General features: G+C 69.4%; 15 protein-coding genes. 6 read left to right on the top strand and 9 right to left on the bottom strand.

All coding sequences use genetic code 11. The features are described from left to right. Positions 1 to 92: 92 nt before the first annotated feature. The gene (locus tag VM938_14380) at positions 93 to 1,310 is read right to left on the bottom strand and encodes a helix-turn-helix domain-containing protein (protein HVF76221.1); all 1,218 of its coding nucleotides are present in this window, start codon (positions 1,308 to 1,310) and stop codon (positions 93 to 95) included. Between the two features lie 261 nt (positions 1,311 to 1,571). Here VM938_14380 and VM938_14375 point away from each other — a divergent pair, with 261 nt between their 5' ends. Then, the gene (locus VM938_14375; GenBank protein HVF76220.1) at positions 1,572 to 2,555 is read left to right on the top strand and encodes an HIT domain-containing protein; all 984 of its coding nucleotides are present in this window, start codon (positions 1,572 to 1,574) and stop codon (positions 2,553 to 2,555) included. Continuing rightward, positions 2,555 to 2,974: an SRPBCC family protein gene (locus tag VM938_14370; GenBank protein HVF76219.1), complete on the top strand. Its 420-nt coding sequence runs from the start codon at positions 2,555 to 2,557 to the stop codon at positions 2,972 to 2,974. The genes VM938_14375 and VM938_14370 overlap by 1 nt, the downstream gene beginning before the upstream one ends. 1 nt (position 2,975) lies before the next feature. Here VM938_14370 and VM938_14365 read toward each other — a convergent pair whose 3' ends face one another. From VM938_14365 to VM938_14345, 5 genes are all read right to left on the bottom strand, one after another. Next, a complete protein-coding gene (locus tag VM938_14365) occupies positions 2,976 to 5,261 on the bottom strand; it encodes a DUF3536 domain-containing protein (protein ID HVF76218.1) in 2,286 nt (761 codons plus the stop codon). 90 nt (positions 5,262 to 5,351) lie between these two features. Further along, on the bottom strand, positions 5,352 to 7,535 hold the full coding sequence (gene glgB, locus VM938_14360) for a 1,4-alpha-glucan branching protein GlgB (protein ID HVF76217.1): 2,184 nt from the start codon (positions 7,533 to 7,535) through the stop codon (positions 5,352 to 5,354). A 14-nt stretch (positions 7,536 to 7,549) separates the two neighbouring features. After that, the gene (locus VM938_14355; GenBank protein HVF76216.1) at positions 7,550 to 8,833 is read right to left on the bottom strand and encodes a hypothetical protein; all 1,284 of its coding nucleotides are present in this window, start codon (positions 8,831 to 8,833) and stop codon (positions 7,550 to 7,552) included. Beyond that, the gene (gene treS, locus VM938_14350) at positions 8,830 to 10,488 is read right to left on the bottom strand and encodes a maltose alpha-D-glucosyltransferase (protein HVF76215.1); all 1,659 of its coding nucleotides are present in this window, start codon (positions 10,486 to 10,488) and stop codon (positions 8,830 to 8,832) included. Before treS ends, VM938_14355 begins: the two co-directional genes overlap by 4 nt. A 45-nt stretch (positions 10,489 to 10,533) precedes the next feature. Continuing rightward, a complete protein-coding gene (locus tag VM938_14345; GenBank protein ID HVF76214.1) occupies positions 10,534 to 11,151 on the bottom strand; it encodes a hypothetical protein in 618 nt (205 codons plus the stop codon). A gap of 95 nt (positions 11,152 to 11,246) precedes the next feature. Here VM938_14345 and VM938_14340 point away from each other — a divergent pair, with 95 nt between their 5' ends. Further along, a complete protein-coding gene (locus VM938_14340) occupies positions 11,247 to 11,813 on the top strand; it encodes a hypothetical protein (protein ID HVF76213.1) in 567 nt (188 codons plus the stop codon). 19 nt (positions 11,814 to 11,832) lie between these two features. After that, positions 11,833 to 14,367 carry an alpha-glucan family phosphorylase gene (gene glgP / locus VM938_14335; GenBank protein ID HVF76212.1) on the top strand — a complete coding sequence of 845 codons (2,535 nt, stop codon included), beginning with the start codon at positions 11,833 to 11,835 and terminating at the stop codon, positions 14,365 to 14,367. Positions 14,368 to 15,124: 757 nt separating this feature from the next. Here the strand turns inward: glgP and VM938_14330 are convergent. Beyond that, positions 15,125 to 15,589: an SUKH-3 domain-containing protein gene (locus tag VM938_14330; protein HVF76211.1), complete on the bottom strand. Its 465-nt coding sequence runs from the start codon at positions 15,587 to 15,589 to the stop codon at positions 15,125 to 15,127. 172 nt (positions 15,590 to 15,761) lie between these two features. On the opposite strand from VM938_14330, the gene VM938_14325 reads away from it, so the two are divergent. Continuing rightward, a complete protein-coding gene (locus tag VM938_14325; GenBank protein ID HVF76210.1) occupies positions 15,762 to 15,929 on the top strand; it encodes a hypothetical protein in 168 nt (55 codons plus the stop codon). 127 nt (positions 15,930 to 16,056) lie between these two features. After that, a complete protein-coding gene (locus VM938_14320; GenBank protein ID HVF76209.1) occupies positions 16,057 to 16,632 on the top strand; it encodes an IS110 family transposase in 576 nt (191 codons plus the stop codon). An 11-nt stretch (positions 16,633 to 16,643) separates the two neighbouring features. On the opposite strand, the gene VM938_14315 is transcribed toward VM938_14320, so the two are convergent. Both VM938_14315 and VM938_14310 read right to left on the bottom strand, forming a co-directional pair. Next, a complete protein-coding gene (locus VM938_14315) occupies positions 16,644 to 17,003 on the bottom strand; it encodes a hypothetical protein (GenBank protein ID HVF76208.1) in 360 nt (119 codons plus the stop codon). A gap of 8 nt (positions 17,004 to 17,011) precedes the next feature. After that, a complete protein-coding gene (locus VM938_14310; GenBank protein HVF76207.1) occupies positions 17,012 to 25,750 on the bottom strand; it encodes an RHS repeat-associated core domain-containing protein in 8,739 nt (2,912 codons plus the stop codon). Between the last annotated feature and the right edge of the window lie 11 nt (positions 25,751 to 25,761).

Genomic DNA, 25,761 nt, shown 5'->3' with positions numbered 1-25,761 from the left:
TCAGCGAAAACGTTTCGTCCCGTCAGGATTGAACATCCAGTTTCTGTCCATTCGGACAAACTTCCGCACGCTTAGGGGGGTGTTTTACCCGTTTAACGGCGCCGTCTCGACGATGGGCCCCACGCCGGATCGTCGAACGGTGACACCTCCGTCATGGCCAGCCTGCGAAGCCGCACCGCCATGTCTAGCTGCAGGCGGTCGGCGGGCACGTCGATGGCCAGGCCGGTGAGATCCTGCACGCGGCGCAGCCGGTAGCGGACGGTCTTCTCGTGGACGGCCAATTCGCCCGCCACAGCCGCACAATGGCCCTGGTTGTCGTAGAGCGATTCGAGCGTGTCGAGCAGCTCGACCGCCTTTGTTTCGGAGAGGTCGAAGATGGGCCCGAGCGTCTGGCGCACGAAGTCGAGGCGGTCTTCCAAGGGCGCGCAGGCCAGGATGCGATAGGCCTTCACGTCTTTCATGGCGACGGCACCGTGGCCGGTGCGCGCCGCCGACAGGTAGAGGAGGTCGCCCTGCGCCCGTCGGTAGGCGCTGGACAGCGACAGGAGTTGCCCCACCGGCGTGGCACACCCCACGTAGACGGCTTCGCCGGCGGCGACTTCGTCGCATGTCGCCAACAACGTCGCCCACGGGTGGGCGGCCGCTTCCGGTACGACCACGATGACGTGGGGCACCGGCGACGGGCGGGCCGGGCCTTCGATGGCGCCGGGCAGGCGCTCGGCGAGCCGTGTGGCTGCGGAGCGCAACGGCGTCGTCTCTTGGAAACGACCGTTGGCGACGAGGAGCAAGGTGAGCGGCGCCTCGACGCTGAACCCGAGTTCTTTGGCGTGGCCGCGGATCTCGTCTTCGTCCGTCCAACTGGCCTCGAGCAGCCGGTCGACGAGCGCCGCTTGTTCGCGGAGGCGGGAACTGAGGCGCTGCGACTCCTCGCCCATGTAGCCGGCTACCAGTGCCCCTGTGGCGTCCTGCACGAACTCGAAGAGGCGCATCGACAAGGCGCCCATGGCCCGCACGGCCACATCGGTGGGCGCTTCGACCTCCAGCGCGCACTCCAACAGGCGGCGATAGCCGGTGCGCATGGCCGCCTGGATCGCCGCTGTCAGCCCTTCAGGAGGCAGGCCGTGGCGGGCTCGTTGGGCGCCGATGACCTGCAAGGCCACGACCTCGCCTGAATCGAGCGGTCGGTTTTCCTGCAACGTGCGCAGGAAGAAGCCGCCGGCGCGGCGCAGGGCGCTGCGTACGTCGTGCATCTCGGCGGGCGTGATGACGTCCTGATAGGCGGGTACATGGCCGACGATGTCGTCGAACATGGACTCGACGAGTCCCTCGAACGTGCCCTGCAACCGATGCAGTACTTCGAGCCGAAAGGCATCGACATCGGCGGGCGGTGCGGCTGTCGTACTGCTGTTGGGCACTGGCCCCCCACTTCGTGCGCGTCAGGCGATGCACGGGAACTGCACAAAAGGTGGCATTGCGGGCAGGGGTCGCGCAAGGGGCGGTGGCGAGGGTGCAGAACGACGACCACGCAGAGCGCTACGTTGGGGAGCGGTGCCGACCACGACTCGCCCTGCATGAGCCAGCTGCGGCTTGACCCGCTGACCGGTCGGTGGGTCGTCATGAGCGACGAGCGGGCGGGGCGGCCGCAGGCCTTCCAGAGCCGCTGGGTGCCGGTGCACGGCGACCCCGATCGGCCTTGCCCGTTCTGTCCGGGCAACGAAGAGGCCACGCCGCCTGCACTGGAGACCTACGGGCCGACCGGCCAGTGGCTGGTGCGGGTGGTGCCCAACCTCTACCCCGCCTTCGAGGGCAAGGTCCCCATGGTGGTGAGCCACCTCGGCCCGGTCTTCACGCAGGCGCCCGCCAGCGGCATCCACGAGGTGCTGGTCATCTCGCCTGACCACGACCTGTCGTGGAGCGAGTTGTCCGACCCGCAGGCGGGCCTGGTGATGGCGGCCATCCGTGACCGCATTGAAGAACATGCCGCCCAACCGGGGCTGCGGTACAGCCAGGCCATCGTGAACTTCGGGCGGGAGGCGGGGGCGTCGCTCGACCACCCCCACGGCCAGCTCATGGGCATGCCGTTCGTGCCCCGGGAGATCTCCGACGAGCTGGGGGGCTTCGCCCGCTTCGAAGGGTCGTGCCTCATCTGCACGGCGGCCGAGGCCGAAGAGGAGGTGGGCCACCGCGTCGTCTACGCCGACGACCGGTGCCTCGTCATCTGCCCCTTTTGGAGCGGTACCCCCTACGAGATGCTGGTGGTGCCCCGGCGCCACGACCCGCACCTGCACCACGCCGAGCCCGCCGACCTGGCCGCAGTGGGGCGGGCTATGCGCAACGTGCTGGCGCTGCTGCGGCGGCGCTTCGGTGACCTGTCGTACAACCTGGTGTTCCACTCGGCGCCGTACCGCACGTCGAGCACGTTCCACTGGCACGTGCACATCGCGCCCAAGCTGACGACGACGGCCGGCTTCGAGCTCGGCACCGGCGTGCTCATCAACGTGGTGCCGCCCGAGCAGGCGGCGTCGGACCTGCGGGCCGAAGTCGCCATCCAGTAGTGCAGCGGCTGCGGGTCGGCATCGATCTCGACGCGCCCGCCTCGGTGGTGTGGGACTACGTGGCCGACATCCCGTCGCACGTCGAGTGGATGCACGACGCCCGCTCCATCACCTTCACCTCGGAGCGGACCTTCGAGTGCCTCACCGTGGTCGGCCCGTTCCGGACCGTCGACCGCATGGAGATCGTGGAGTGGGTCGAGGGCTCGGCCATCGGTATCCGCCATGTGGGGCTCGTGCAGGGCACCGGCCGTTTCACCTTGACGCCGCTGGGGCCGTCGCGCTGTCGCTTCGAGTGGGACGAGACGCTGGAGTTCCCGTGGTGGATGGTGCCGCCGGTGGCCCGGTTGGTGCTGGTGTGGGTCTGGCGCCGCAACCTGCGGACGCTGCAGTCCCGAGTACATAGGTTACCGTTTCGGTGACCTATGTACTCGGGACGGCGAGGCTGAGCGCGGGGGCGAGGGCGGCGAGGTGCTCGGTGAGACCGTCGTGCTGCACCGCTTCGTAGACGATCTCTTGGGCCGGTTCGATGTTGGGGCGCAGGTCGAGGTCGGCAGCCAGCGCCAGGAGCGCCAACGGGGCATCGACGTCGCCGTCGGCGACCGCTCGTTCGACGGCCTCGGTGAGGATGCGTTCGATGGTCTGGAGCGCTTCAGGGGTGTCGATGCGGTAGCCCTCGCGGCGGGCTTGGCGGGCGATGGCGACGGCTCCCTGGTAGGCGGCCGGGTCGCTCGACCCGCCGGCGGCGGCCACCTCGGCTTCGAAACGGCGGGCCAACGACAGTTCTGCGGGCGCCCGTAGTTCGGGTGGGAGCTGGTAGCCGGCGGCGGCCAGCGCGGCGAGGCGGCCGTGGTGGTCGGCGAACAGGCGCTCGTAGGCCCCGGCGAACCGGTCGGCCAACTCCCGCGCCGCGCTGCGCAGGATCTCGTCGGCCGCGTCGGGCAGGGCGTCCTCCAGCCCGAACTCGTGTGGCCCGTACCCCGAACTGACCATGCGCAGGAGAGTCGTCACCGGCGCCCCTTGTTCGAAGGCCTGGCGCAGCAACGTGGCGGCGTCGTCGTCGAGCCGGCTGTCGACGGGGCGGGTGGCGCCGAGCACTTCCAGGCCGCCGAGGTGCAGCGCCCCGTACACGTGCTCTGCGGTGCGGCCGGTTCGCATGTGGGTGAGGCGGACGGCGCCGGTGCAGAGGGCGAGCGGCCCGCGGTCGGCGTGGTCGTGGTGGAGCACCTCGATGTCGTAGGCACCGATGCGCGACGCGGGCGACCGCCGCTCCAGCAGTTCGAGCAGGGCGAGGTGAGCGACCACTCGGGCGGCGTCGACCCGGGCGGGCACGACGTGTCGACTCCAGATGTCGCGCCCGTTGCCCTCCTCCAGCCGGTTGCTCTCCGCTGCCGCCAACCGATCGACGAAAGCCTGCTCCGGCGAGGGCTCTCCGAGCTCGACGAGCAGGTCGACGACCCGAGCGGCGTACCGCAGGACTTGCACGGTTTCCAAGCCCGCCACGTCGTTGAAGAACCAGCCGCACGACGTGTACATGGCCATGGCGTGGCGCTGGGACTCAAGCAACGTGAACGCTTCCACCGGGTCGCCCACCACATGACGCGCGGCAAAGTCGTTCCGCGACTCGGCGCCGACCAGCACGCGCACGTAGTCGTCGCGAGCGGCCCAAGGGTCTTTGAGGACGCTGCCGCCTCGCCGTTCGAAAACAGCCGCCGCCTCGTCGCGCAGCCAGTCGAGGGCGGACCGCAACGGCGCCCGCCAGCGCTGGTTCCACCCGGGCTCGCCCCCCGTCGAGCAACCGCAGTCGTCGCGCCAGCGGCCCACGCCGTGGGCGCACGACCACGCGCTCTCGGCCACCTGCACGTCGTGCGTGGCCGGGCGGGAGGCGACCACCGTCACCAGGCTCTGCACCTCGACCCCGCGACGAGGGGCCTCCACCGACAGCGCATAGGCAAGGAAGCGCTCGCCCCATCGGTGGTGGTGCCCGAACGTCTCCCCGTCGGTGGCCACCGTCACCAGGCCGCCGCCCATGCGGTCGAGGAAGGCTTGCGGGGCGAGCGTGCTCAGGCCGAAGGCGACGTCATGTGAAAGGTCTCCGTCGTAGAAGACGATCGCCAGTTCGCCCTTGCCCCCCGGGTGCGCCCAGCGATGCACGATCGAGGTGTCGACCGGTTGGAATGCCGGCGCGGCTTGGCCCGGGGCGAGCACGGTGAAACGCACGCCCTCTTCGACCAGCACGCACAGCACCTCGTCGTTGACCGCCGCCTCAGGCAGCCACATGCCTTCGGCGCGGCGTCCGAAGCGGTGCTCGAAGTCGGCCAGCCCCCATCGCACCTGGGTGCGCAGGTCGCGCTCGTTCGACAGCGGGAGGATGGTGTGGCCGAAGGCCTGCGCCATGGCGCCGCCCGTCTTGGCGTCGGCGGCCAGGATGCGGGCATAGGCGTCAGGGGCGTGGCGCTCCAGCCACGCCAGCAGCGTCGGCCCCATGTTGAACGAGAGGTGCTCGTAGTTGTCGACGATGGCCACCACCCGCCCGGCGTCGTCGACGATGCGAGCCACGCCGTTGGGGCGGTAGCACTCGGCGGTGATGCGGGCGTTCCAGTCGTGGTACGGCGCCGCCGACACCTCGCGAGCCACCTCTTCCGTCCACGGGTTCTCCCGCGGAGGTTGGTAGAAGTGGCCGTGGACGACGAGGGTGGGACTGCTCACCCTCCCGACGGTACCGGGCTCCCGCCCGAAGCTGCGGACAGAACGACGCGGAAAACGGCGCGATCGCTACACAAGTTCGGCGGGCCGCGGTCAGGCGGGGGTGAGCCAGACGACGGCCAGCGGGGGCAGCGTCATCTCGGTGGAGAAGGGCTGGCCGTGCCAGGAGCTGTCGCCTGCCCACACCTCGCCGCCGTTGCCCACGCCGCTGCCGCCGAACTCGACGGCGTCGGTGTTGAGGGCCTCCCGCCACGTGCCGCCGGAGGGCAGGCCGATGCGGTAGCGGTCGCGCGGCACCGGCGACAGGTTGGCCACGCAGGCCAACACCCGTGAGCCGTCAGCCGAGTAACGCAGGAACGACAGCACGTTGTTCTCCACGTCGCCCGCGTCGATCCAGCGGAAGCCGTCGGGCTGGAAGTCGCGTTCCCACAGCTCGGGCTCGTTGCGGTAGACGCGGTTGAGGCACCGCAACAGGTCGTAGATGCCGCGGTGGCCGGGGTCGTCGAGCAGGTGCCAGTCGAGCGAGCGGTCGTGCGACCACTCCCGCACCTGCCCCATCTCTGCACCCATGAACAGAAGTTGCTTGCCGGGGTGCGCCCACATCCAGGCGTACAACGACCGCAGGTTGGCCCGCTTCTGCCACTCGTCGCCGGGCATCTTGTTGATCAACGAGCCCTTGCCATGCACCACTTCGTCGTGCGACAGCGGCAGCACGAAGTTCTCGGTGAAGGCGTACAGCAACCCGAAGGTGAGGTTGTTGTGGTGGAACCGCCGGTGGACGGGGTCCTTGGAGAAGTATTCCAAGGTGTCGTGCATCCACCCCATGTTCCACTTGAACCCGAAGCCGAGCCCGCCCAGGTATGTCGGCCGCGACACCGCGGGCCAGGCGGTTGATTCCTCGGCGATCGTCATCACGCCGGGGTGGCGGCCGTAGACCTCTTCGTTCATCTCCTTGAGGAACGACACCGCTTCGAGGTTCTCGCGCCCGCCGAACTCGTTGGGCACCCACTCCCCTTCTTTGCGGGAGTAGTCGAGGTAGAGCATCGACGCCACGGCGTCGACCCGCAGCCCGTCGATGTGCATTTCCTCCACCCAGTACAGGGCGTTGGCGATGAGGAAGTTGCGCACCTCGTTGCGCCCGAAGTTGAACACCAGGGTGCCCCAGTCGGGGTGCGCTCCCTTGCGGGGGTCCTCGTGCTCGTACAAGGCGGTGCCGTCGAAACAGGCCAGCGCCCACTCGTCTCGGGGGAAGTGCGCCGGCACCCAGTCGACGATGACGCCGATGCCTCGGGCGTGCAGCGCGTCGACCAGCGCTCGGAAGTCGTCGGGGCTGCCGAACCGCGACGTCGGGGCGAAGTACGACGACACCTGGTAGCCCCACGAGCCGCCGAAGGGATGCTCGGCCACGGGCATGAGCTCGACGTGGGTGAAGCCGAGGTCGGCCACGTAGTCGGGCAGTTGCTCGGCCAGCTCGCGATACGTCAACGAGCGGTCGCCGTCGTCGGGCACCCGGCGCCACGAGCCCAGGTGCAACTCGTACACCGACATGGGCTCGGCCAGGTGGTCGGCCGCGTCGCGCCGGGCCATCCACTCGTCGTCGCCCCACGAGTACGACGACTCGCACACCACGCTGGCCGTGCCCGGTGACTGCTCGGCGGCGAAGGCCAACGGGTCGGCCTTCAGGTTCACGTCGCCGTCGGCGGTGAGGATCTCGAACTTGTAGCGGCTGCCCGCCTCCACGCCGGGGACGAACACCTCCCACACCCCCGACGACCCCATGGTGCGCAGCGGCATGAGACGCCCGTCCCACATGTTGAAATCGCCGACGACGCGCACGGCCCGGGCGTTCGGCGCCCACACCGCGAACGACGTGCCCCGCACGCCTTGGTGCTCGCGCACATGCGCCCCCATCACCCGCCACATGTCGCGGTGACGGCCTTCGCCCAGCAGGTAGAGGTCGAGTTCGCCCAACGTCGGCCAGAAACGGTAGGGATCCTCGTAGGTATGCGTCTCGCTGCCGTAGGTGGCTTCGAGCACGTACTCGGTCGTGCCGTCGGGCACCTTGGCCTCGAAGACGCCTGCCTCGTGCACCCGCTCCATGTCGACTGGCACGGCGCCACCGACCAGCACGCGCATGGAAGTGGCTCCCGGCCGCCAGGCCCGCACCATGCCGTCGTGCACGCCGAGCACCGAGTGCGGGTCGCCGTGCGTCCCTTCCACCAGCCGCCCGATGGCCTCGGCCACCGGGTCGACCTTGCGCGCCCGTTGGGCAGCCATGTGCTGGACCTCCTCTAACCGGCGAGCAGGCGCCGGATGGCGTGCAGCGGGATGTCGACCCAGTCGGGTCTATGGGCCCGCTCGTACAAGACCTCGTAGACCGCCTTGTCGAGCTCGAAGGCGGCGCAGAGCACGGCCCGCGACTCCTCGTCGGCAGGCAGCAGCCGCTCGATTCCGTCGACGCCGAAATAGCCCTCGCAGAAGGCGTGGCGGTTGCGCTGCTCCCATGCCTCGTCGAGTCCGGCGACCGCTTCCATCTGGAGCGGCTCCCGCTCGGTCAGCGTGACCTGGGCGGCGTAGTGAAAGGACCGCAGCATCCCGGCCACGTCCTTGAACGGCGAGCTGGGCAGCGTGCGCTCCTCCAGCGGCCGAGCGGGTTCACCTTCGAAGTCGAGGACGAACCAGCCCGCGTCGGTACGCAGCACCTGGGCCAGGTGGTAGTCGCCGTGCACCCGGATGGCGGCGCCCGCGTCCGTGATCGACGCCAGGCGGTCGAGGAAGGCCCCCGCCGCGCCCGCGTCGATGTCGCCCGGCCGCAAGCGGTCCAACTGCGCCCGTGCCATGGCCGCCCAGCCCGTCGGGTGGCCCGGCGAGGTGCCGAACGCTTCGGCCAGCGCCACGTGCATGCGGGCCGTCACCTCGCCCAGCCGACGCGCCTCGCCTGCGAAGTCGCCGCCGGCCTCGGCCGGGTCGGTGTGGCCCTCCTCGGCGCGGGCGTAGAGGTCGCGCAAGCTGCCGAGCGCCAGTGCCCATCCCTCCGAGCCGCTCGACAGGTAGGGCTGCACAACGGCGAGGTGCGACCCCTCGAACTCCCACATGGCCAAGGGCGCGGCGACGTGGAGGAAGCCGGCGCGGGCCAGCCCCTCGGTGACCTCGATGTCGGGGTTGGGGCCGTGCTGCAAGCGGCGGAACAGCTTGAGCACCAGGCGGTCGTCGGCGATCAACGAGGAGTTCGACTGCTCCACGTTCATGGGCCGGATGTGGGTTACCTCTTGGTCGGGGGCCACCTGAGTGAGCAGCGCCTTGGCGTACTCGGGGTCGATGGTGGCATCGAAGGCCACTTGGCCGTCGACGGCGCCGAGGATGGCGGGCTCGTGCCCGTGCAGGTACTCGGGCGGGTCGTCCGCAGATCGCAGGCCGATCACCAGTTGGTAGCGGGCGCCGTCGGCCTCCACCAGCAGCCAGTGCAGCCCGGGGACGAGCTCCTCGTCCTCCTGCACCACGACCTTCTCGGGCTCCTCGCCCGCGAACCAGCGCTGGCGTCCGAGGTAGGCGGGCAGGAGTGCGTCGAAGTTCATCCCGTCTCCTGGTCGGTCAGCTGGAACCAGTAGAAGGCGTACGGCCCGAGGGTCACGAAGTACGGCAGCTCGCCGATGCGGGGGAAGGGCACCCGACCGAGCAACTCGATGGGCGTCTTGCCGTCGAAGCGCTGCAAGGGCAACTCGGCGGGCTGGGCGAAGCGCGACAGGTTGTTGACGCACAGCACGATGTCGTCGTCCTCTTGGCGCACGTACGCGAGCACCGCCGGGTTGTCGGCGGGGATGACCTCGAAGGTGCCGGTACCGAACAGCGGGTGCTGCTTGCGGATCTGCAGCATGCGCCGCATCCAGTGGATCATCGACGACTGGTCGCGCATCTCGGCCTCGACGTTGACGGCCTGGTAGCCGTACACCGGGTCCATGAGCGGCGGCAGGTAGAGACGGGCGAAGTCGGCCCGGCTGAACCCGGCGTTGCGGTCGGGCGTCCACTGCATGGGGGTGCGCACGCCGTCGCGGTCGCCGAGGTAGATGTTGTCGCCCATCCCGATCTCGTCGCCGTAGTAGAGGATCGGGCTGCCCGGCATGGAGAACAACATGGCGTGGAGCAGTTCGGCCACCCGTCGGTCGTTCTCCACCAACGGCATGAGCCGGCGGCGGATGCCGACGTTGGCCTTCATGCGCGGGTCTTTGGCGTACTCCGCGTACATGTAGTCGCGCTCTTCGTCGGTCACCATCTCGAGCGTCAGCTCGTCGTGGTTGCGCAGGAACATGCCCCACTGGCAGCCGTCGGGGATCTCCGGCGTCTGGGCCAGGATCTCGGTGATGGGGGTGCGCTGCTCGCGCCGCACCGCCATGAACATGCGCGGCATGAGCGGGAAGTGGAAGCACATGTGGCACTCGTCGCCGTCGCCGAAGTAGTCGACGACGTCGGCGGGCCACTGGTTGGCCTCGGCCAACAGCACCTTGCCGGGGAAGGCGGCGTCGACCTCCTTGCGCAGCCGCCGCAGGTACTCGTGGGTCTCCGGCAGGTTCTCGCCGTTGGTGCCGTCGCGTTCGTAGAGGTACGGCACGGCGTCGAGGCGGAAGCCGTCGAGGCCGATGTCGAGCCAGTACTTCACCACGTCGAACATGGCCTGCTGGACTTCGGGGTTGTCGTAGTTGAGGTCGGGCTGGTGGCTGAAGAAGCGGTGCCAGTAGTACTGCTCGCGCACCGGGTCCCAGGTCCAGTTCGACTTCTCGGTGTCGACGAAGATGATGCGGGCGTCGGACCAGCGATGGTCGTCGTCGTTCCAGACGAACCAGTCGGCCTTGGGGTTGGTGCGGTCCTGGCGCGACTCCTGGAACCACGGGTGGGCGTCGCTGGTGTGGTTGACCACCATGTCGGCGATGATCCGGATGTTGCGCCGGTGCGCCTCCTCGACGAACTTCACCACGTCGGCCAGGTCGCCGTATTCCGGCAGCACGGTGAAGAAGTCGGCGATGTCGTAGCCGCCGTCGCGCAGGGGCGACTGGTAGAAGGGAAGCAGCCACAGGCAGTCGACCCCGAGCCACTCGAGGTAGTCGAGCTTCTCGGTCAGGCCCGCCAGGTCACCGGTGCCGTCGTTGTTGCCGTCGTAGAAACCCCGGACGAGCACCTCGTAGAAGACGGCCCGCTGGTACCAACGAGGGTCGGCAATGGACGCCTCGGTGCTCATGGGCAAACGCGCTGAAGACGGATCACTCCCACTGGCCTACCACGCCTACGCCGGAGGTGAAACGTCGACCGCCCGCCAGCAGTACCACGCGGCCACCGAACGGTAGGGGCGGTAGGCCTCGCCGGCCGCCTCCAACTCGACGGGCGTGGGCAGGGCGTCGGTCCTGCCGTGCACGATTGCCCAGCCCTTGCGCACGCCGTAGTCGCCGGTGGGCCACACGTCGGGGCGGCCCAGTTGGAACATGAGGAACATCTCGGCCGTCCACCGCCCGATGCCCCGCACCTGCGACAACTGGGCCACGACCTCGTCGTCGGACCGGCGGCTGATGCCGTCGAGGCGGACGGTGCCGTCGAGCACCTTGGCGGCCAGGTCTTGGATCGACAGCATCTTGGCGTTCGACAGGCCCGCCCCCCGCAGCGCTTCGTCGGCCAAGGCGAGCACGCCCTCGGGGGTGGGGCGCTTTCCCGGGAACAGGGCAAGGAAGCGGCCGTGGATGGCTGCTGCTGTCTTGCCTGCGAGCTGTTGGTAGAGGATCGCCCGGGCCAAGGCAGCGAAGTAGCCGCCCGCCTGCCGGCGCAACGTCATCGTGCACGGGCCGACCTCGTCGACGAGGGCGGCCATCGCCGGGTCGGCAGCGGCGATGTGGGCGGCGGGGTCGTCCATGGCGGGGCGAGCATGGCGCGTTCCGGCGAGCGGTGCACGGGAGGCGGAAGGCGCGCCGGCCGCGTACCCTTGTAGGCAAACGGGGGGTGCGGGCGATGCGACTTCGCTGGGCAGCGACGGCATGTGCGGCGGCACTGGCGTGGGCGCCGCCTGCGCAGGCCGTGGGCGCCACAACGGTGGTGGTGACGGGCACGCTCACCTTGAACGGGCCGGTGCAGGCGCCGTGCACGGGCGCCGCCTCCTGCCCCCCGCCGATCATCCCCAGCCCGCCGCCCTTTCTCGGCAAGCTCGGCCCCCCGTTCAGCGTGGAAGGCGGCGCCCTGCGCATGGGCTCGTTCAGCCAGGCGACGTGCCTGCCGTCGCCGTGTTCGGTCGTCCTTTCGCTGGCATACCGGGGCTACTGCGGCTTGGCCACGGGGCGAGGGTCAGGCGGCCTGCTCGACGCCGTCGGCGAGGCGCACCTGCTGGAGTTCACATTCACGGCGGTCGGGACCGAGTGGGTGGTTCGGGGCAACGCCCGTCGGCACGCCACGGGCGAGGTGGGCGATGTCTTCGGCGCCCTCACCGTGGTGCCGCCCCCCGCCGAATGCGCAGCGGGCACGGCCACCACGTTCCCACTCGTCGGCGACCTCACGGTGACGTACCCGAAGCTCACACCCTGACCACTAGCGTCGTCGCCCGATGAAGGCACTCCGCAGCTTCACCGTCCGAGCAAAGCTCCCCGAGCCCCTCGCCCCCCTCCACACGCTGGCCATGAACCTGCGCTGGTCGTGGGACGAGCGCACCCGCGACTTGTTCCGCTGGGTCGACCCGGCCACGTGGGAGGTCACCGGCCACGACCCCGTCCGCCTGCTGGGCATGGTCGGGCGGGAGCGGCTCGAGCAGTTGGCGTCCGACGCCGCGTTCATGTCGTTCCTTGACGAGGTGCACGGCGACCTCCAGCGCTACCTGGCGCAGCCGCAGTGGTTCCAGTCGACGCGGGGCTCGGGGCCGTTGCGGGCCATCGCCTATTTCTCGCCCGAGTTCGGCATCGCCGAAGCGCTGCCCCAGTACTCAGGCGGCCTCGGCGTGCTGGCGGGCGACCACCTCAAGGCGGCGTCCAGCCTGGGCGTGCCGCTGGTGGGCGTGGGCCTGCTGTACCGCCAGGGCTACTTCCGCCAAGAGCTCAACGCCGACGGCTGGCAGCAGGAGCGCTACCCCGTCCTCGACCCGCACGCCATGGCGCTCACCCTGGTGGAGGGCGCCCGCATCGAGGTGGAGCTGGCGGGCGTGCCGCTGGCTGCCCAGGTGTGGCGGGCCGACGTGGGCCGGGTGCGGCTCTACATGCTCGACAGCGACATCGACGAGAACAGCGAGGAAGGCAGGCTCGTCACCGACCGCCTCTACGGCGGCGCCACCGAGCACCGCATCCGCCAGGAGATCCTGCTCGGCATGGGCGGGGTGCGGGCGCTCGACGCGGTGGGCGAGGAAACGCAGGTCTTCCACACCAACGAGGGCCACGCCGGGTTCCTCGGCTTGGAGCGCATCCGCCGGCTCATCCTCGACGAGGGGCTGTCGTTCGGCGAGGCCGTCGAGGCCGTGCGGGCGGGCACGATCTTCACCACCCACACGCCGGTGCCCGCGGGCATCGACCGCTTCCCCCACGAGCTGATGGAGCGGTACTTCAAGGGCTGGGCCGACGAGTGTGGCGTGCCCTTCGACGATCTCATGGCCCTGGGCCACTTCCCCGGCGAGGCGGCCGACGCCCCGTTCAACATGGCGGTGATGGGGCTGCGGCTGGCCGGCATGGCCAATGGCGTGTCGAAGCTGCACGGCGCCGTCAGCCGGGCCATGTTCAACCCGCTGTGGCCGGGCGTGCCCCCTGAGGAAGCGCCCATCACGTCGGTGACCAACGGCGTGCATGCCTACACGTGGGTCTCGCCCGAGATGGACGACCTGCTGACCCGCTACGTGCTGCCGTCGTGGAGCGAGGCCGAGCCCGGCGCGTGGCAGCGGTTGGAGAAGTGCCGCGACGACGAGCTGTGGCGGGTGCGCGAGCAGGGCCGGGAACGGCTGGTGGCCTTCGTGCGCTCACGGCTCAAGCAGTCGTTGCTGTCGCGGGGCGCGTCGGAGACCGACGCCGCCTGGGCCGACGAGGTGCTCGACCCTCGGGCGCTGACCATCGGGTTCGCCCGGCGCTTCGCCTCCTACAAGCGGGCCACGCTGTTGCTGTCGCAGCCCGAGCGGCTGCATGCGCTGCTGTTGTCGTCGGACCGCCCCGTGCAGTTGGTCTTCGCGGGCAAGGCGCACCCCGCCGACGACATCGGCAAGGAGATCATCCGCCAGATCGTGCAGTTCTCCCGCGACCCGGCGGTGCGCCATCGCATCGTGTTCGTGGAGGACTACGACATCGCCGTGGCCCGCATGCTCTACCAGGGCTCCGACGTGTGGCTGAACAACCCGCGCCGGCCGCAGGAGGCGTGCGGCACCAGCGGCGAGAAGGCGGCGCTGAACGGGGGGCTCAACTGCTCGATCCTCGACGGCTGGTGGGACGAGATGTTCGACGGCGACAACGGCTGGGCCATCTCCTCGGCCGAGACCTACGACGACCTCGAACGGCGCGACGCCGTGGAAGCCGACTCGCTCTACGAGATCCTCGAGCGCCAAGTGGTGCCTCTGTTCTACGAGCGGGTCGAGGGGCCGGTGCCGCGGCGCTGGGTGCGCAAGGTGAAGCACAACTTGATCACCTTGGGCCCACAGGTGGTGGCGTCGCGCATGGTGAGCGACTACGTGACGCAGCTGTACGAGCCCGTCGCCGCCCAGGCCGACGCGCTGACGGCCGGCGGCCATGCCCGGGCTCGTGCGTTGGCGGCGTGGAAGGAACGGGTCAGCGCGGGCTGGGGCGACGTGCGCCTGGTCTCGGTCGACAGCGACGCCGCCGTGGCCGACCTCGGCACCGAGCGCACGGTCGACGCCTGCGTGTCGTTGGGGTCGTTGACGGCCGACGACGTGGCGCTGCAGTTGGTGCACGGGCCGGTGGGGCCCAACGACGAGATCGCCGAGCCCACCATCACGACCATGGACCTGGCCGGCCCCGACGACGTGGCAGGCCAGTACCGCTACGTGGGCCGGTTCGCCTGCGAAGAAGCCGGCCGCTACGGCTTCACCGTGCGGGTGGTGCCGGCCCACCCCGACCTGTCGTCGCCCGCCGAACTCGGCTTCGTCGCCTGGGCCTGAACCGGCTTCTGGTCAACGACTCCTGCTCGTCTTGGCGGGCTCTCAGGGTTGCGCAATCCGATAGTCCGGCGGGTCGAACTGCTCCTCGACGACAGGAGTGGCGGATCCCACAGGACCAGCATTGGGCATCATGCCCCAGAGGCATCGGTCACACCAGAAATAGATCGTCCCCCGTTCTGAGTCGACGGAATCGACGGTGACACGCAACTGAAGGCCTCGCTGGCGGCAACAAGGGCACTCTTGGTTCGCTCCGTCGCCCGAATCAAGCGCATGCCGAAGGGCGTCCAGCCATTCTTCGTGGCCTCCGCATCCGTGTAGTGACGTCGACATCGTCGCTCCTAGTTGTGGAGGGGATGGCTCGCCCACCATTGGTCTTCGAACCCTTGCGCGCCCGCTCGTAGTCCCGCGCATTCCGTACGGACGAGGGATATGGCATCCCTGCCGCAGTTGGTTCACGACGCGGAAGCGCTCATGCGGCAACGCGCGAGCGAGTTGCTCCTCGTTCCGGAATGCCGCTCTCGTCAGGGTTGTCGTCTCGTCGGGTCCGGTGATCCCGATTGCCGAGGGGGTCGCCTCAGTTGCGAATTCGCAATTGACAGAGTCTGCGTCGAGCGAGCTGACTCGACGGATCCACTCTGCCGTGTTTGCTGCTCCCGATCCGCCATTCCGCCGAAACTCGGCCGCGATCACAAGTCGCTGCGGTTCGCCGGGCTGGATCCTCGTGCCGTGCCCCGCGTGCTGATGGTCCCCACCACCGCTACGCGATCGGCTCAGGCGCTGGGTCGGCCACGATCATGACTCGCAACGCCTCGCCGAAATTCCTGCCGACACGAAGAACTTGGAACGTGGTCTCAGCAAACACGCTGCTGTCATCAGCGACGAGGAGTACGTACTCAACGATCCATTCGCCCACGGGGCAGAGCACAAGACCGAGTTCTCTCTCACGTTGTTTGATCCGGGCCGCCTCTCCGGATGCCGCCATAATCGGGTCCATGACAATGGGACCCGACCCGAAGGCCGCAGCGGCCCACCGGGGCGGGCTCAAGGTCAAACCACCAAGCTCCTCGAGGACCTCAATGGCGGGCTCGGTGACCGAGAACCCTTCCTGGCGAAGCACTCGATCCCAGCTTGAGGCGTCACGCCGGCGGACGGCGCTCCATCCCGCCTCCACGAGCGTGGCCCGAACGACCGGATGCTCCGCTGCGAGTGAGATGAGGCTCACCAGTCCACCCCGAACTTGTCCAGTACGTGCTGGCACGACGCGCATGGTGGGGTCGACGTGCCATGGGCAGGCGAGTTTGTTCCACGCACTCGGGCGGTCGAGATCGTCCTCGCCCGCCACGTCGTCTCCTGCATCGAGATCCTACGCCTGCGAGCTCGGGAAGAACAGGACGTTGAAGACGGTGGTCAAGGTGGGGGCGTCCTTCGTGGCAGGGGCCGCCTGCACGATGGTCGCAGGCGTGGCCGGCGGGGCCGCGTGTGCGGGCATGGCCTACCGGGCGGCCGACAACGCCATGAACGGCAGGCCGATCATGTCGAGCGTGCGGAGACAGCGAGGGTGACAGCCCGGTCAGCCTGCGGTTCCTGCGCCGCTTCCCGTCCGCGGCGCGCGCCGCCTGGCTCTCGGAGCGCCGGCTCGGGTCGTGGCTGCGGGCCAACGGCTACTGCGGCCGTCGCACCCCCGCCGAGATGTGGGCGCGCCTCGACGGCGCACCTCGGGGCCTCCTCGGCGACGGCGGCGACGCCATGGGCTCGGTCACCGTCGCCTTCGTCGCCGTGCTGGAGTCGGTGCGCGCCCAGATCGACGAGCTCGACGCCCGCATCGCCGAGCTGCTCGACGCCCACCCCGACGGGCCGGTCTTCCGGTCGCTGCCGCGCTCGGGCACGGTGCGAGCCGCCACGCTCCTGGCAGAGATCGGCGACTGCCGCGCCCGCTTCCCCACGCCCGAGTCCCTCGCCTGCCTGGCCGGGGCCACGCCCTCGACGCGTGAGTCGGGGAGACACCGCGTCGTGACCTTCCGCTGGGCCTGCGACAAGAAGCTGCGCGATGCGGTGATGGACTTCGCCGGCGACAGCATGAGGGGCAGCGAGTGGGCCGCCGAGCGCTACCGGCGGCTGCGCGCCGAGGGCAAGCGCCACCCGCACGCCGAGCGGGTCCTGGCCCGCGCCTGGCTCCACGTGATCTGGCGCTGCTGGCAGGACGGCGTGCCCTACGACCCCGCCCGGCACGGCGCTTCCCAGCGGCTGTTGGCGGGCACCGCTTGACATAGGGCTACTCACGACTGCTCGTCGTCTCGCACTCGCAATGGACCCACGAACGTCTGGCCCTCGAAGCGCAACACCCAAGGGTCGGTGTCGGTGTCACTGAAGATCTCGAGCTGCGCGCCCCCGGACAGGTCGAATATGGGATCGCGGCCCTCGTCCCGGATCGCCACGATCGTCTGCCCGATGAGGTCCCAAACTCGGTCGACGGCGTCCTTCGATGTCCACGACACCTCAACGACGGATCTGCTCGTGATGCGCCAGGGGCACGTAACTGCCAGTGCCCAGTTCTCTCCGCTCACCACCAGCGTGGGATCGCTGAACTCGGCCTCGTCGATGTGCAACGGCAGCCGTGAAGCGATCTGTGTAGCCATCGAGCTCCTCACAGACCCTGCTCCACGTGGGTTCGGACACGGACGTACTCGAGCCGCTCGGCCGGAGTCAGCCCGGGTGGGGGTTGGACCGGCTTGCCAGTGAACGGGTTGATCGGCTGCCCGTTGGCGTTAGTGAACGACGCACGCCTTCCTGCCGTGCCCGCCGGATCCATCAAGCGCACGTGGGAACCGTCCGGAAGCGTGTAGTCCATCCCGGGCGAGGTGGTCGGCTGCCGGGGGAAGCCCGCGTCGTCGAGGCCCGCCGCCATACGGCTCTGGCTGATCGGGACCGGAGGCGCGCTCCCGATCGGGCCTGCCACGAAGTCCGGCCCCCGTGCCGTGTTTGGGGCTGGCGTTGACCGGTGAGTCGTACTTGCCCCGCCCTTCGGGGACGAACCGGCACGGAGTCGGGAACCTCCTGCATGGCCGATCGTACCGCCCTTGCCGATGCCGAGGCGGGCGCCGAGGCGAGCGAACGCAGGTGCCGCCAGGCGGCCGAGCCCTGCCGTGCCGATGCCGATCACGGCGTCGCGGACGATGGCCTTGGCGCTGAAGACGCCCTGCATAATCGGCCTGCCGTTCATGGCGTTGTCGGCCGCCCGGTAGGCCATGCCCGCGCACACCGCCCCGGCGGCCACGCCCGCGACCGCGGTGCAGGCGGCCCCCGCCGCTACGGACAGCCCCACCTTGGCCACCGTCTTGAACGTCTTGACGGTGTTCTTCTTGAACTCGCAGGCGTAGGAGCAGTCCTGGATGGGGACGGCACGCTCGGCCCAGTTCCTGTCCATCCACCGCTTGCGCTCGTTGGAGGACCACCCGTCCCACTGCGGCGGCTTGGGGAGGCCGACGCCCTTGAGCAGTGTCACGTTGGCAAGGCGTGCCTCGGCGTCGCGTTGTTCGGGCGACATGGACAGCCAATAGTCGGCCTCGGCGTCGGAGATGTCGCCCTGCTGCTTCTTCTTCGACTTGCGGCCGTCCGGGTCGAAGTACTCCATGGGGTCGCCGTTGGCGTAGGTGTAGCGATTGAGCGAGACCGGGGTGCGCGCCGCGCCGGCGTAGGTGTCACGGGCGGTGAACACGGCGTCGTCGGGGTCGTACCAGCGCGCCCCCATCCACACCTCGCCGCTGGCGGGGTCGGTCCAGTCGGACTGGAAGGCACGCGACGGCTCCAGCGTCCCGGCCTCGCCGACGACCTTGCCGTAGGGCTCGAAGACCCGACTGGCCTCGACGGTGCCCGTCGTGCCGAACAGGTACGCCAGGTCGCCGTGGCGGTTCTCCCCCACGAGCCGGGCGGCCGAGCCGTCCGACCACGCCAGCAGATCACCCGAGGGAGCGTGGCTGTAGGTCTGCGAGCCGTCGTGGGTCGGGTCGAGGTCGAGGCCTGCATAGCCGAAGGCCAGGCCGTCGCGACTGGCGATGCGGTCGAGCGCGTCGTATTCGTAGGCCGTCGACCCTGCGGCGACGGCCCGGTTGAGAGCGTCGAACGTGTGTGTCGTCGTGGTCGTGCCGCTGGTGACCGAGGCGAGGGTGCCACGCGGCGTCCACGTGTAGGCGCCCTGGGGCCCGCTCACCAACCGGTTGCGTTCGTCGTAGGCGAACGTGTCGGCTCCCGCCGAGGTGCGGTTGCCCGCGGCGTCGTAGCCGTAGGCGACATCGGCGCCGTTGGGCCGCGTCCATCCGGCCAGGCGGCCCGCACCGTCGTAGCGGTACTGGTGCGTGCCCTCCTCGGCATTGGCGGCGCCGGCGGCGAAGTCCACCGACTGCGTGAGCACGTTGCCGTCGTCGTCGTAGGTATAGGCATGCCGGGCCTGCTGCGCTCCGCCGACGTCGACGAGCGTGTCGGCCGTGAGCCGGTTGAGGGCGTCCCAGGCCAGGGTCCGCTGCGGGCGCGGCGCACCGTCGGGCCCGTAGGCGACCGCAGCGAGGCGGCCCGCGTCGTCCCACTGGTAGGACCTCGTGGTCCCCGTCAGCGGGTCGGTCGCCGTGGACAGCTCGCTGCGAGACGTCCAGGTGAAGTCGTGGCCGCCGGCGGGGTCGTCGCGGTGCACCAAGCGTTCGTCGGCGTCGTAGACATACGAGCTCGAACCGGCAGGCCCACCCACCGACTGGAGCAGCCGGCGGTCGTCCCATGCCAGGGTGATCGTCCCGTTGGGATGGCTCGCCGTCGTCCGCAGGCCCCCTCGGTCGTAGCCGAAGGTGCGCACGGCCGAAGGAGTGCCGGGGCCCGTGCCCGTCTCCGTGCGCAGCAGGCCGAGCACGTCGTAGGAACGGGCGATCGAGATGCCGCCCGGTTGCCGCTGCTCGACGGGCAGCCCGCCATTGTCGTACAGCGTGGTGTAGCGGCGGTCGGCGACATCGGGATGGGCCGACGTGGCGGGCTCGGTGTAGTGCTCGATCTGGTTCCAGGCGCTGTAGTGCGCCGTGGTCACCGCGCCGCGGCCGTTGGTCGTGCGCGTCGGGTTCCCGTTGGCGTCGTACGTGTAGGCGGTCGTCATGGGAACGCCGGCCGCACCTGTCTCGGTCACGCTGCTCAGACGTCCGAGCCCGTCGTGCGACAGCGTCGTCGTGCGACCTTCGGCGCTGGACGTGGAGGCCACGTTGCCGTCCGCGTCGTACGAGGTCCCTGCCGTCACCAACGGCGTCGAGGACCCGGCGGCGAACCGGCTCTCGCTGGTCGGCCGACCGGCAAGGTCGTAGTCACGAACGACCCGATGGCCCAGGGGGTCCGTCACCTCGACAACTCGCCCGGCGACGTAGCGGCTGTGCGTCTCCTTACCCAGCGCGTCGATCGCCTTGACGAGCTCGTCGAGCGGCGAGAACTCACTCCGGCGCTCGTGGCCGAGCGGCGAGCGCACGTACGTCGGGTTGCCGCGGTCGTCGTAGTCGAACGTGGTGGTGTGCCGGGCCGTCGCTCCGCCTGCTTGACGGACGACCTCGGTTTCCGTGCGCAGTTGGTTGCGATCGTCGAACGTCCGCTCGACGGTGGCACCGCGAGGGTCTGTGACCTTCGTGGGGTTTCCCACCGCGTCGAACTCGGTGCGCGTGGTGCCCTGGGCCGCCTCTCCGGGGAGTAGCGGGTCCAGCTTCAGGTACGAGCGGTTGCGCTTGTCGAAGCGGTACGTCGTCGTGCTGCCGCGACGATCGGTGGAGGTGAGCAGGTTGCCCACCTTGTCGTAGGTGAAGTGCTCGGCGGGCGACAGTGTGCCGCCGTCGGCTCGGGTGTACGACGGGTGCTGCACCGTGGTTCGCCGATCGAGCTTGTCGTACGACGTGACAACGAGCGCGTTTCGGGCATCCCTGTCGTGCGTAGCGTTGCCGAAGGCGTCGTAGCCGCGCACCGTCGTAGGACGACCAGTCGTCGTCGAGGTCCCGTCCTCACTGAGCTCGGCGAGGGGGGCGACGGTTTGGGTCACCCGCCCGAAGGCGTCACGGGAGACCTCGGTCGTGAACCGCGCTGCGTCGGCTCCTGCGAGGTTGCCTCGCGGGCTTGTCCGGCGCACCTCGAAACCGCGCTCGTCGAACGCGGTCGTCGTCGTAAGGTCTGTCGTACCGTTCTCTACCGTCTCCGACGTGCGGTGGTTCTCGTTGTCGTAGGAGAAGCGGCGCTCCTCCACCCGAGAACCTTCCGACAACACCGCCCGGACCAGGTTTCCTGCCTCGTCGTAGTTGAACGTGGTCCGTCGGTTCACACCAGCCGGGTCCACCACGGTCAGCGTCCTGCGCCCTGCCTGGTCGTACGTGTGTGTCGTCGACCGACCGGGCCGGGTCTCGTTGACAACGCCTCCAATCCCGTCGTAGCCGTACGTCTCCAGCGTGATGTTGCTCGTGCCTCCCGTCCTGTCGTCGAAGTCGAGGAGCGTGCGCGAGAGGACCCGGTCGGCCTTGTCGAACTGGGTTCGAGTCGTACGACCGAGCGCGTCCGTCTCGTCGACCCGACGCTTGTTCTCGTCGTAGGCGAACGTGGCCAGCGTGACGTCGCGGGGCGCAGTGGGGACGTCCGGGTCGTCGACGAAGTTCTTGAGGACCATCGCCGTCCGCAGGTTGCGGTTGTCGTACGTCGCCTGGACGACCCTGCCTTCCTGGTCGGTGACGGTGGCGACGTTCCCGGCCGGGTCGTAGGTGCGGGAAACGGTGCCGCCCTGAGCATCGGTGGCCGACAGCTCGCGATCGGCGTTGTCGTAGGCATGGGTAGTGACCCGTTCCGATCCGGGTTGCTGGGTGTCGTCGACCGTCACCTTCACCTGGTTGCCGTTGGCGTCGTACTCCACCCGGGTGCGACGCTGCGCCGCTGTCCCAATCACCGGGTTCGTGGTCGAGGGCTCCAGCCGCTCGACCAGGCTGCCCATCCGGTCGTAGGCGAACGTCGTGGCCGCTCCCGAGGGGACGGCGTCGCTGAACACCGTCTCGGCCGTCCGTCGACCGAGCTCGTCGTAGGACCACGTCGTCCGAAGTCCTTCAGGCTGGACTTTTTCGACGACGTCTCCGACCGAGTTGTAGCGGTAGGACGTCGTCTTGCCGCGTGCGTCGGTCTCCGTGCGAAGGAGGCCGGCCGGGGTCGTGCCCCCGCCCACCGCGGGTTCGCCCGCGGTGGTGTACGTCCACCGGCGGCCGACGCCCGCCGGGAAGTCGGCGGTCGGAGGCCCGGTTTCCGTCAAGCGGTTGCCGGCGCTGTCGTAGGTGTAGGCGGTCTTGTACCGGTCGTCGCCGCTGCTGGTCGACCGCGCGTCACGACGGGCGAGCAGGTTCCCGGCCGCGTCGTAGCTGCTGTATGTCGTGTTCCCGAGGCCGTCGCTGACCGACGTCGGGTTGCCGGCGCTGTCGTAGCCCATGACCGTCGTTGCGCCGTTCGGCTTCACGACGTGCGACTGGTTGCCTCCGCCGTCGTAGCTGTACGTGGTGACCTTGCCTGCTGGGTCGGTCTCCTTGACCAGCCGGTAGAAGACGTCGAACTCCTGGACGGTGACGTTGGTGCGAGCGTCGACGACCCGGGTGACCTGCGGCGACGGATACTCGTAGCGCGTCCGGTCACCCACGCCGTCCTGTCGCCAGTCGATGCGGCCGTCGGCTCGATAGCCGGCCTCGGCCTCGACGTTGCCCTTCGGCCGAGCCACCTTGGTGATCTTGCCGCCGGTGTACGTGTAGACGATGCACGAACCGGTGGCGGCGTTGTCCCGCGGATCGCACGCTTTCACGAGGTTGTCACCGGCGTAGTAGTACCGCCACGTGAGCGGTCCCCCATGGGCGCTGACGGCATTGGTCGAGGCAGACACAATGTGCGAGCCCTCCCATGCGAACGTCAGCGCTCGCCCGCCGGCTGCGGCGACTGTCACGAGCCGGCCGGACCCGTTGTAGGTGAGCGTCAACTGCCTGTTGTTCGGGTCGGTGATCGCAGTGAGCTTGCCGTCGCCCGCGTAGTGGTACCGGGCCCGGTCCCGGGTCTCGAGGACGAACCCTTGGCCGACGGCCGTCAATGTCGAGTGGTACCCGTTCGCCGTGGCGTACGTGCCGTCCGCTCGGCGGCTGTGGACCTCGGTGCGTCCGTTCCCGTAGGTGACGGAGATCGCCGTGTCGCCGACCTTTCGCCAACTACCGCCGAACGTGTGATGCCACCCGACACCGAACGGCCCGGTACGGGTATCCCTGCTGCCGTACGAGCGTGTCAGGTCCAGGTCGGGGCCGGCGCCGGCGACTTTCAGATCGTCATGGGTGGTGGTGAATGCGCCTGCCCCGGTGTTCACGTCGCCGTCGGAGCCGGCGTAGGCATCGGGGGCTGCGTAGTTCACGCCACCGACGATGGAGCCGTCGGAGGTGAGCACACGCAGACGACGGTTCTGTTGGTCGGCGATCCAGAGGTTCGCACCGTCCGACAGGATGCCGGTCGGCGAATAGAACTTGGCGGCGTCCACATGGCCGTCGCTGTAGCGGTAGCTCGGCATGTCGGGCGGCGGCGATGAACCGGCGATGTGCGTCACTCCACCTGTCGCCTTGTCGATTCGCAGCACGCCGTGGGGCTCGCTCCCCGTGGTGGCGTAGAGGAACGCACCGGCCGAGGTGATCCCCTGCATTGTCGGCCACCCGCCGGCCCCCGCCACCAACAGCGTGGAGATGGAACCGTCGGCGAGTGAGATTCGCAGCACGCGGTCTCCGTTGGTCGCTCCCGAGGCAATGACCCAAAGGGCGTCGATGTCCGCGGCCAGCACGCCGAACGACGACCCCAGTTCAGTAGGCAAGGTGGCGAAGGCCGTGGTCGCACCGGTGTGCGGGTCGATGCGCTGCACTGTCGTGCGCCCGCTGCTGTAGAGGTAACCGTCGGGCGCGAGCACCAGCCCGGCACCGCCGCCGCCCGACAACGTTATGGTGGCGCCGGTGGCGCGCGAGGTGCGCCGGATGTATGACGTCCACGTGTCCGCCTGACAGGTGCTGTAGATGTACGCACCGTCGTTGGCGAGCTGCCCAGGCGACAGCCCGAACCTCGCATTCGAGGCGGAACCGTCGTTGCAGCCGTAGTTTGTCGAGCCCGCCAGCGTCGTCACCGCCCCGGAAAGCAGGTCGACGTGACGGAGGTACCCCGTCTCCGCCACGTACAACGACGTGCCCGCCATGGTGATGCCGTTGATGTAGCCGTGGAACGACGAGTCGATTGTGTTGCCGTCGACATGAGTGGAGTCCCCGTTGCCGGCGTACGTGAGCACGTAGCCGGTGTCGACGTTGAGGTCGACAAGTGACGAAATCGGCAGTGTGCGGGTAACGGGCGGGGCCGGGGTCAGCTTGCGCAGGCGCCGGTTCTCGTCGATGACGAACAGGGCGCTGCCGTCCGACGCGATGCCCTTGGGCTGGTTGAACCAGGCCTCGAACTCGACCCCGTCGGCGTAGGCGCCTTGCCACGTGTTGCCCGCCACCACGCCCCAGGCGCCGGTGGCCTTGGACAGGCGGACGACTCCGTGCTGGGTGGACGTCGTCACGTAGACGAAGGCGCCGGCTGACGCGACGTGGTTGATGTTGGTGATCCCGGCCGAGCTCGGGAGGAGCGTGTTGACGGTGCCGTCGGCCAGCGACATGCGCAACACTCGATCGTTGTTCGACGACGCGCCGGCGACGAGGTAGAGGGCCTGGTCGTCGGCGGCGAGGCTCGAAATCGACGACGCCTCGGCCGACGGCACGGTGGCGAACGTCGTCACCGCACCGGTCTGGGGGCTGACCCGGTACACCACGGCGTTCCTTGTGGTGTAGAGGAAGCCGTCAGAGGCCAGCACGAGGCCCGTGCCCGCACCCGGCAGGGTCGCCGTCGCGCCGGTGGCGATCGAGGTCCGCCGGAGGTATGTGTTGACCGCCGATTCGTAGCAGATGCTGTAGATGTGCACGCCGTCGGTAGCGATCTGGCCGGGGGACAGCGCGAAGCGCGAGGTGGCGCCCGTCGCCCCGTCGTTGCACCCGGTGGTCGGCGAACCCGCCACGGTGGTGGTGGCGCCCGTGGCCAGCTCGACCTTGCGCAGGTGGCCGGTGGTGGCCACGTAGGCGTTGCCGCTGTGGACGGCGACGCCGCCCATGTAACCGTGGAACGACGCGGCAGTACCGGTGCCGTCGGTGTTCGTCGACCCGCTGTTGCCCGCCACCGTCGTCGTCGCCGCCGGGTTGAGCTCGACCGTCGTCGTGCCTGTGGGCAGCGTGCGGGTCGGCGCCGCCGCCGGGACCAGCTTGCGCAGGCGGCGGTTCTCGTCCATCACGAACAAGGCAGTCCCGTCCGACGCGATGCCCTTGGGCTGGTTGAACCAGGCGTCGAACTCCACGCCGTCGGCATAGGCGCCGTTGGAGGTGTTGCCTGCCACCGCCGCCCACGCGCCGTTGGCCTTGGCGATGCGCACCACTCGGTGCTGGTTCGACGCGGTCACGTAGACGAAGGCGCCCGCCGACGTGATCTCGTTGATGTTGGTGATCCCGGCCGAGCTCGGGAGGAGCGTGTCAACCGTGCCGTCGGCCAGCGACACCCGCAGCACTTGATCATGGTTGGATGATGCTCCGGCGACGATGTAGAGGGCCTGATCGTCGGCGGCCAGGTTCCCCAAGCCGAGGCCGCTCGGTGCGGTGGCGAAGGTGGTTACTGCACCGGTCTGGGGGCTGACCCGGTACACCACGGCGTTCCTTGTGGTGTAGAGGAAGCCGTCAGAGGCCAGCACCAGGCCGGTGCCGGCGCCCGGCAGCGTCGCCGTCGCCCCGGTGGCGATCGAGGTCCGCCGGAGGTATGTGTTGACCGACGATTCGTAGCAGATGCTGTAGATGTGCACGCCGTCGGTGGCGATCTGGCCGGGGGACAGCGCGAAGCGCGAGGCGGCGCCCGTGGCGCCGTCGGAGCAGCCCGTGGTCGTCGAGCCCGCCACGGTGGTGGTGGCCCCCGTGGCCAGCTCGACCTTGCGCAGGTGGCCGGTGGTGGCCACGTAGGCGTTGCCGCCGTGGATGGCCACGCCGCCCATGTAGCCGTGGAACGACGCCCCGGTGCCGGTGCCGTCGGTGTTGGCCGAAGTGCTGTTGCCGGCCACCGTGGTCGTGGCCGCCGGGTTGAGCTCGACCGTCGTCGTGCCTGTGGGCAGCGTGCGCGCCGGCGGCGCCGCCGGGACCAGCTTGCGCAGGCGGCGGTTTTCGTCGGTCACGAACAGGGCGGTGCCGTCCGACGCGATGCCCTTGGGCTGGTTGAACCAGGCGTCGAACTCGACCCCGTCGGCATAGGCGCCGGTGACGGTGTTGCCCGCCACCGCGGCCCACG

The sequence above is a fragment of the Acidimicrobiales bacterium genome, from assembly GCA_035536915.1.
Classification (GTDB): Bacteria; Actinomycetota; Acidimicrobiia; order Acidimicrobiales; family JAHWLA01; genus JAHWLA01.
This window is presented reverse-complemented; position numbering and strand designations above follow the sequence as displayed.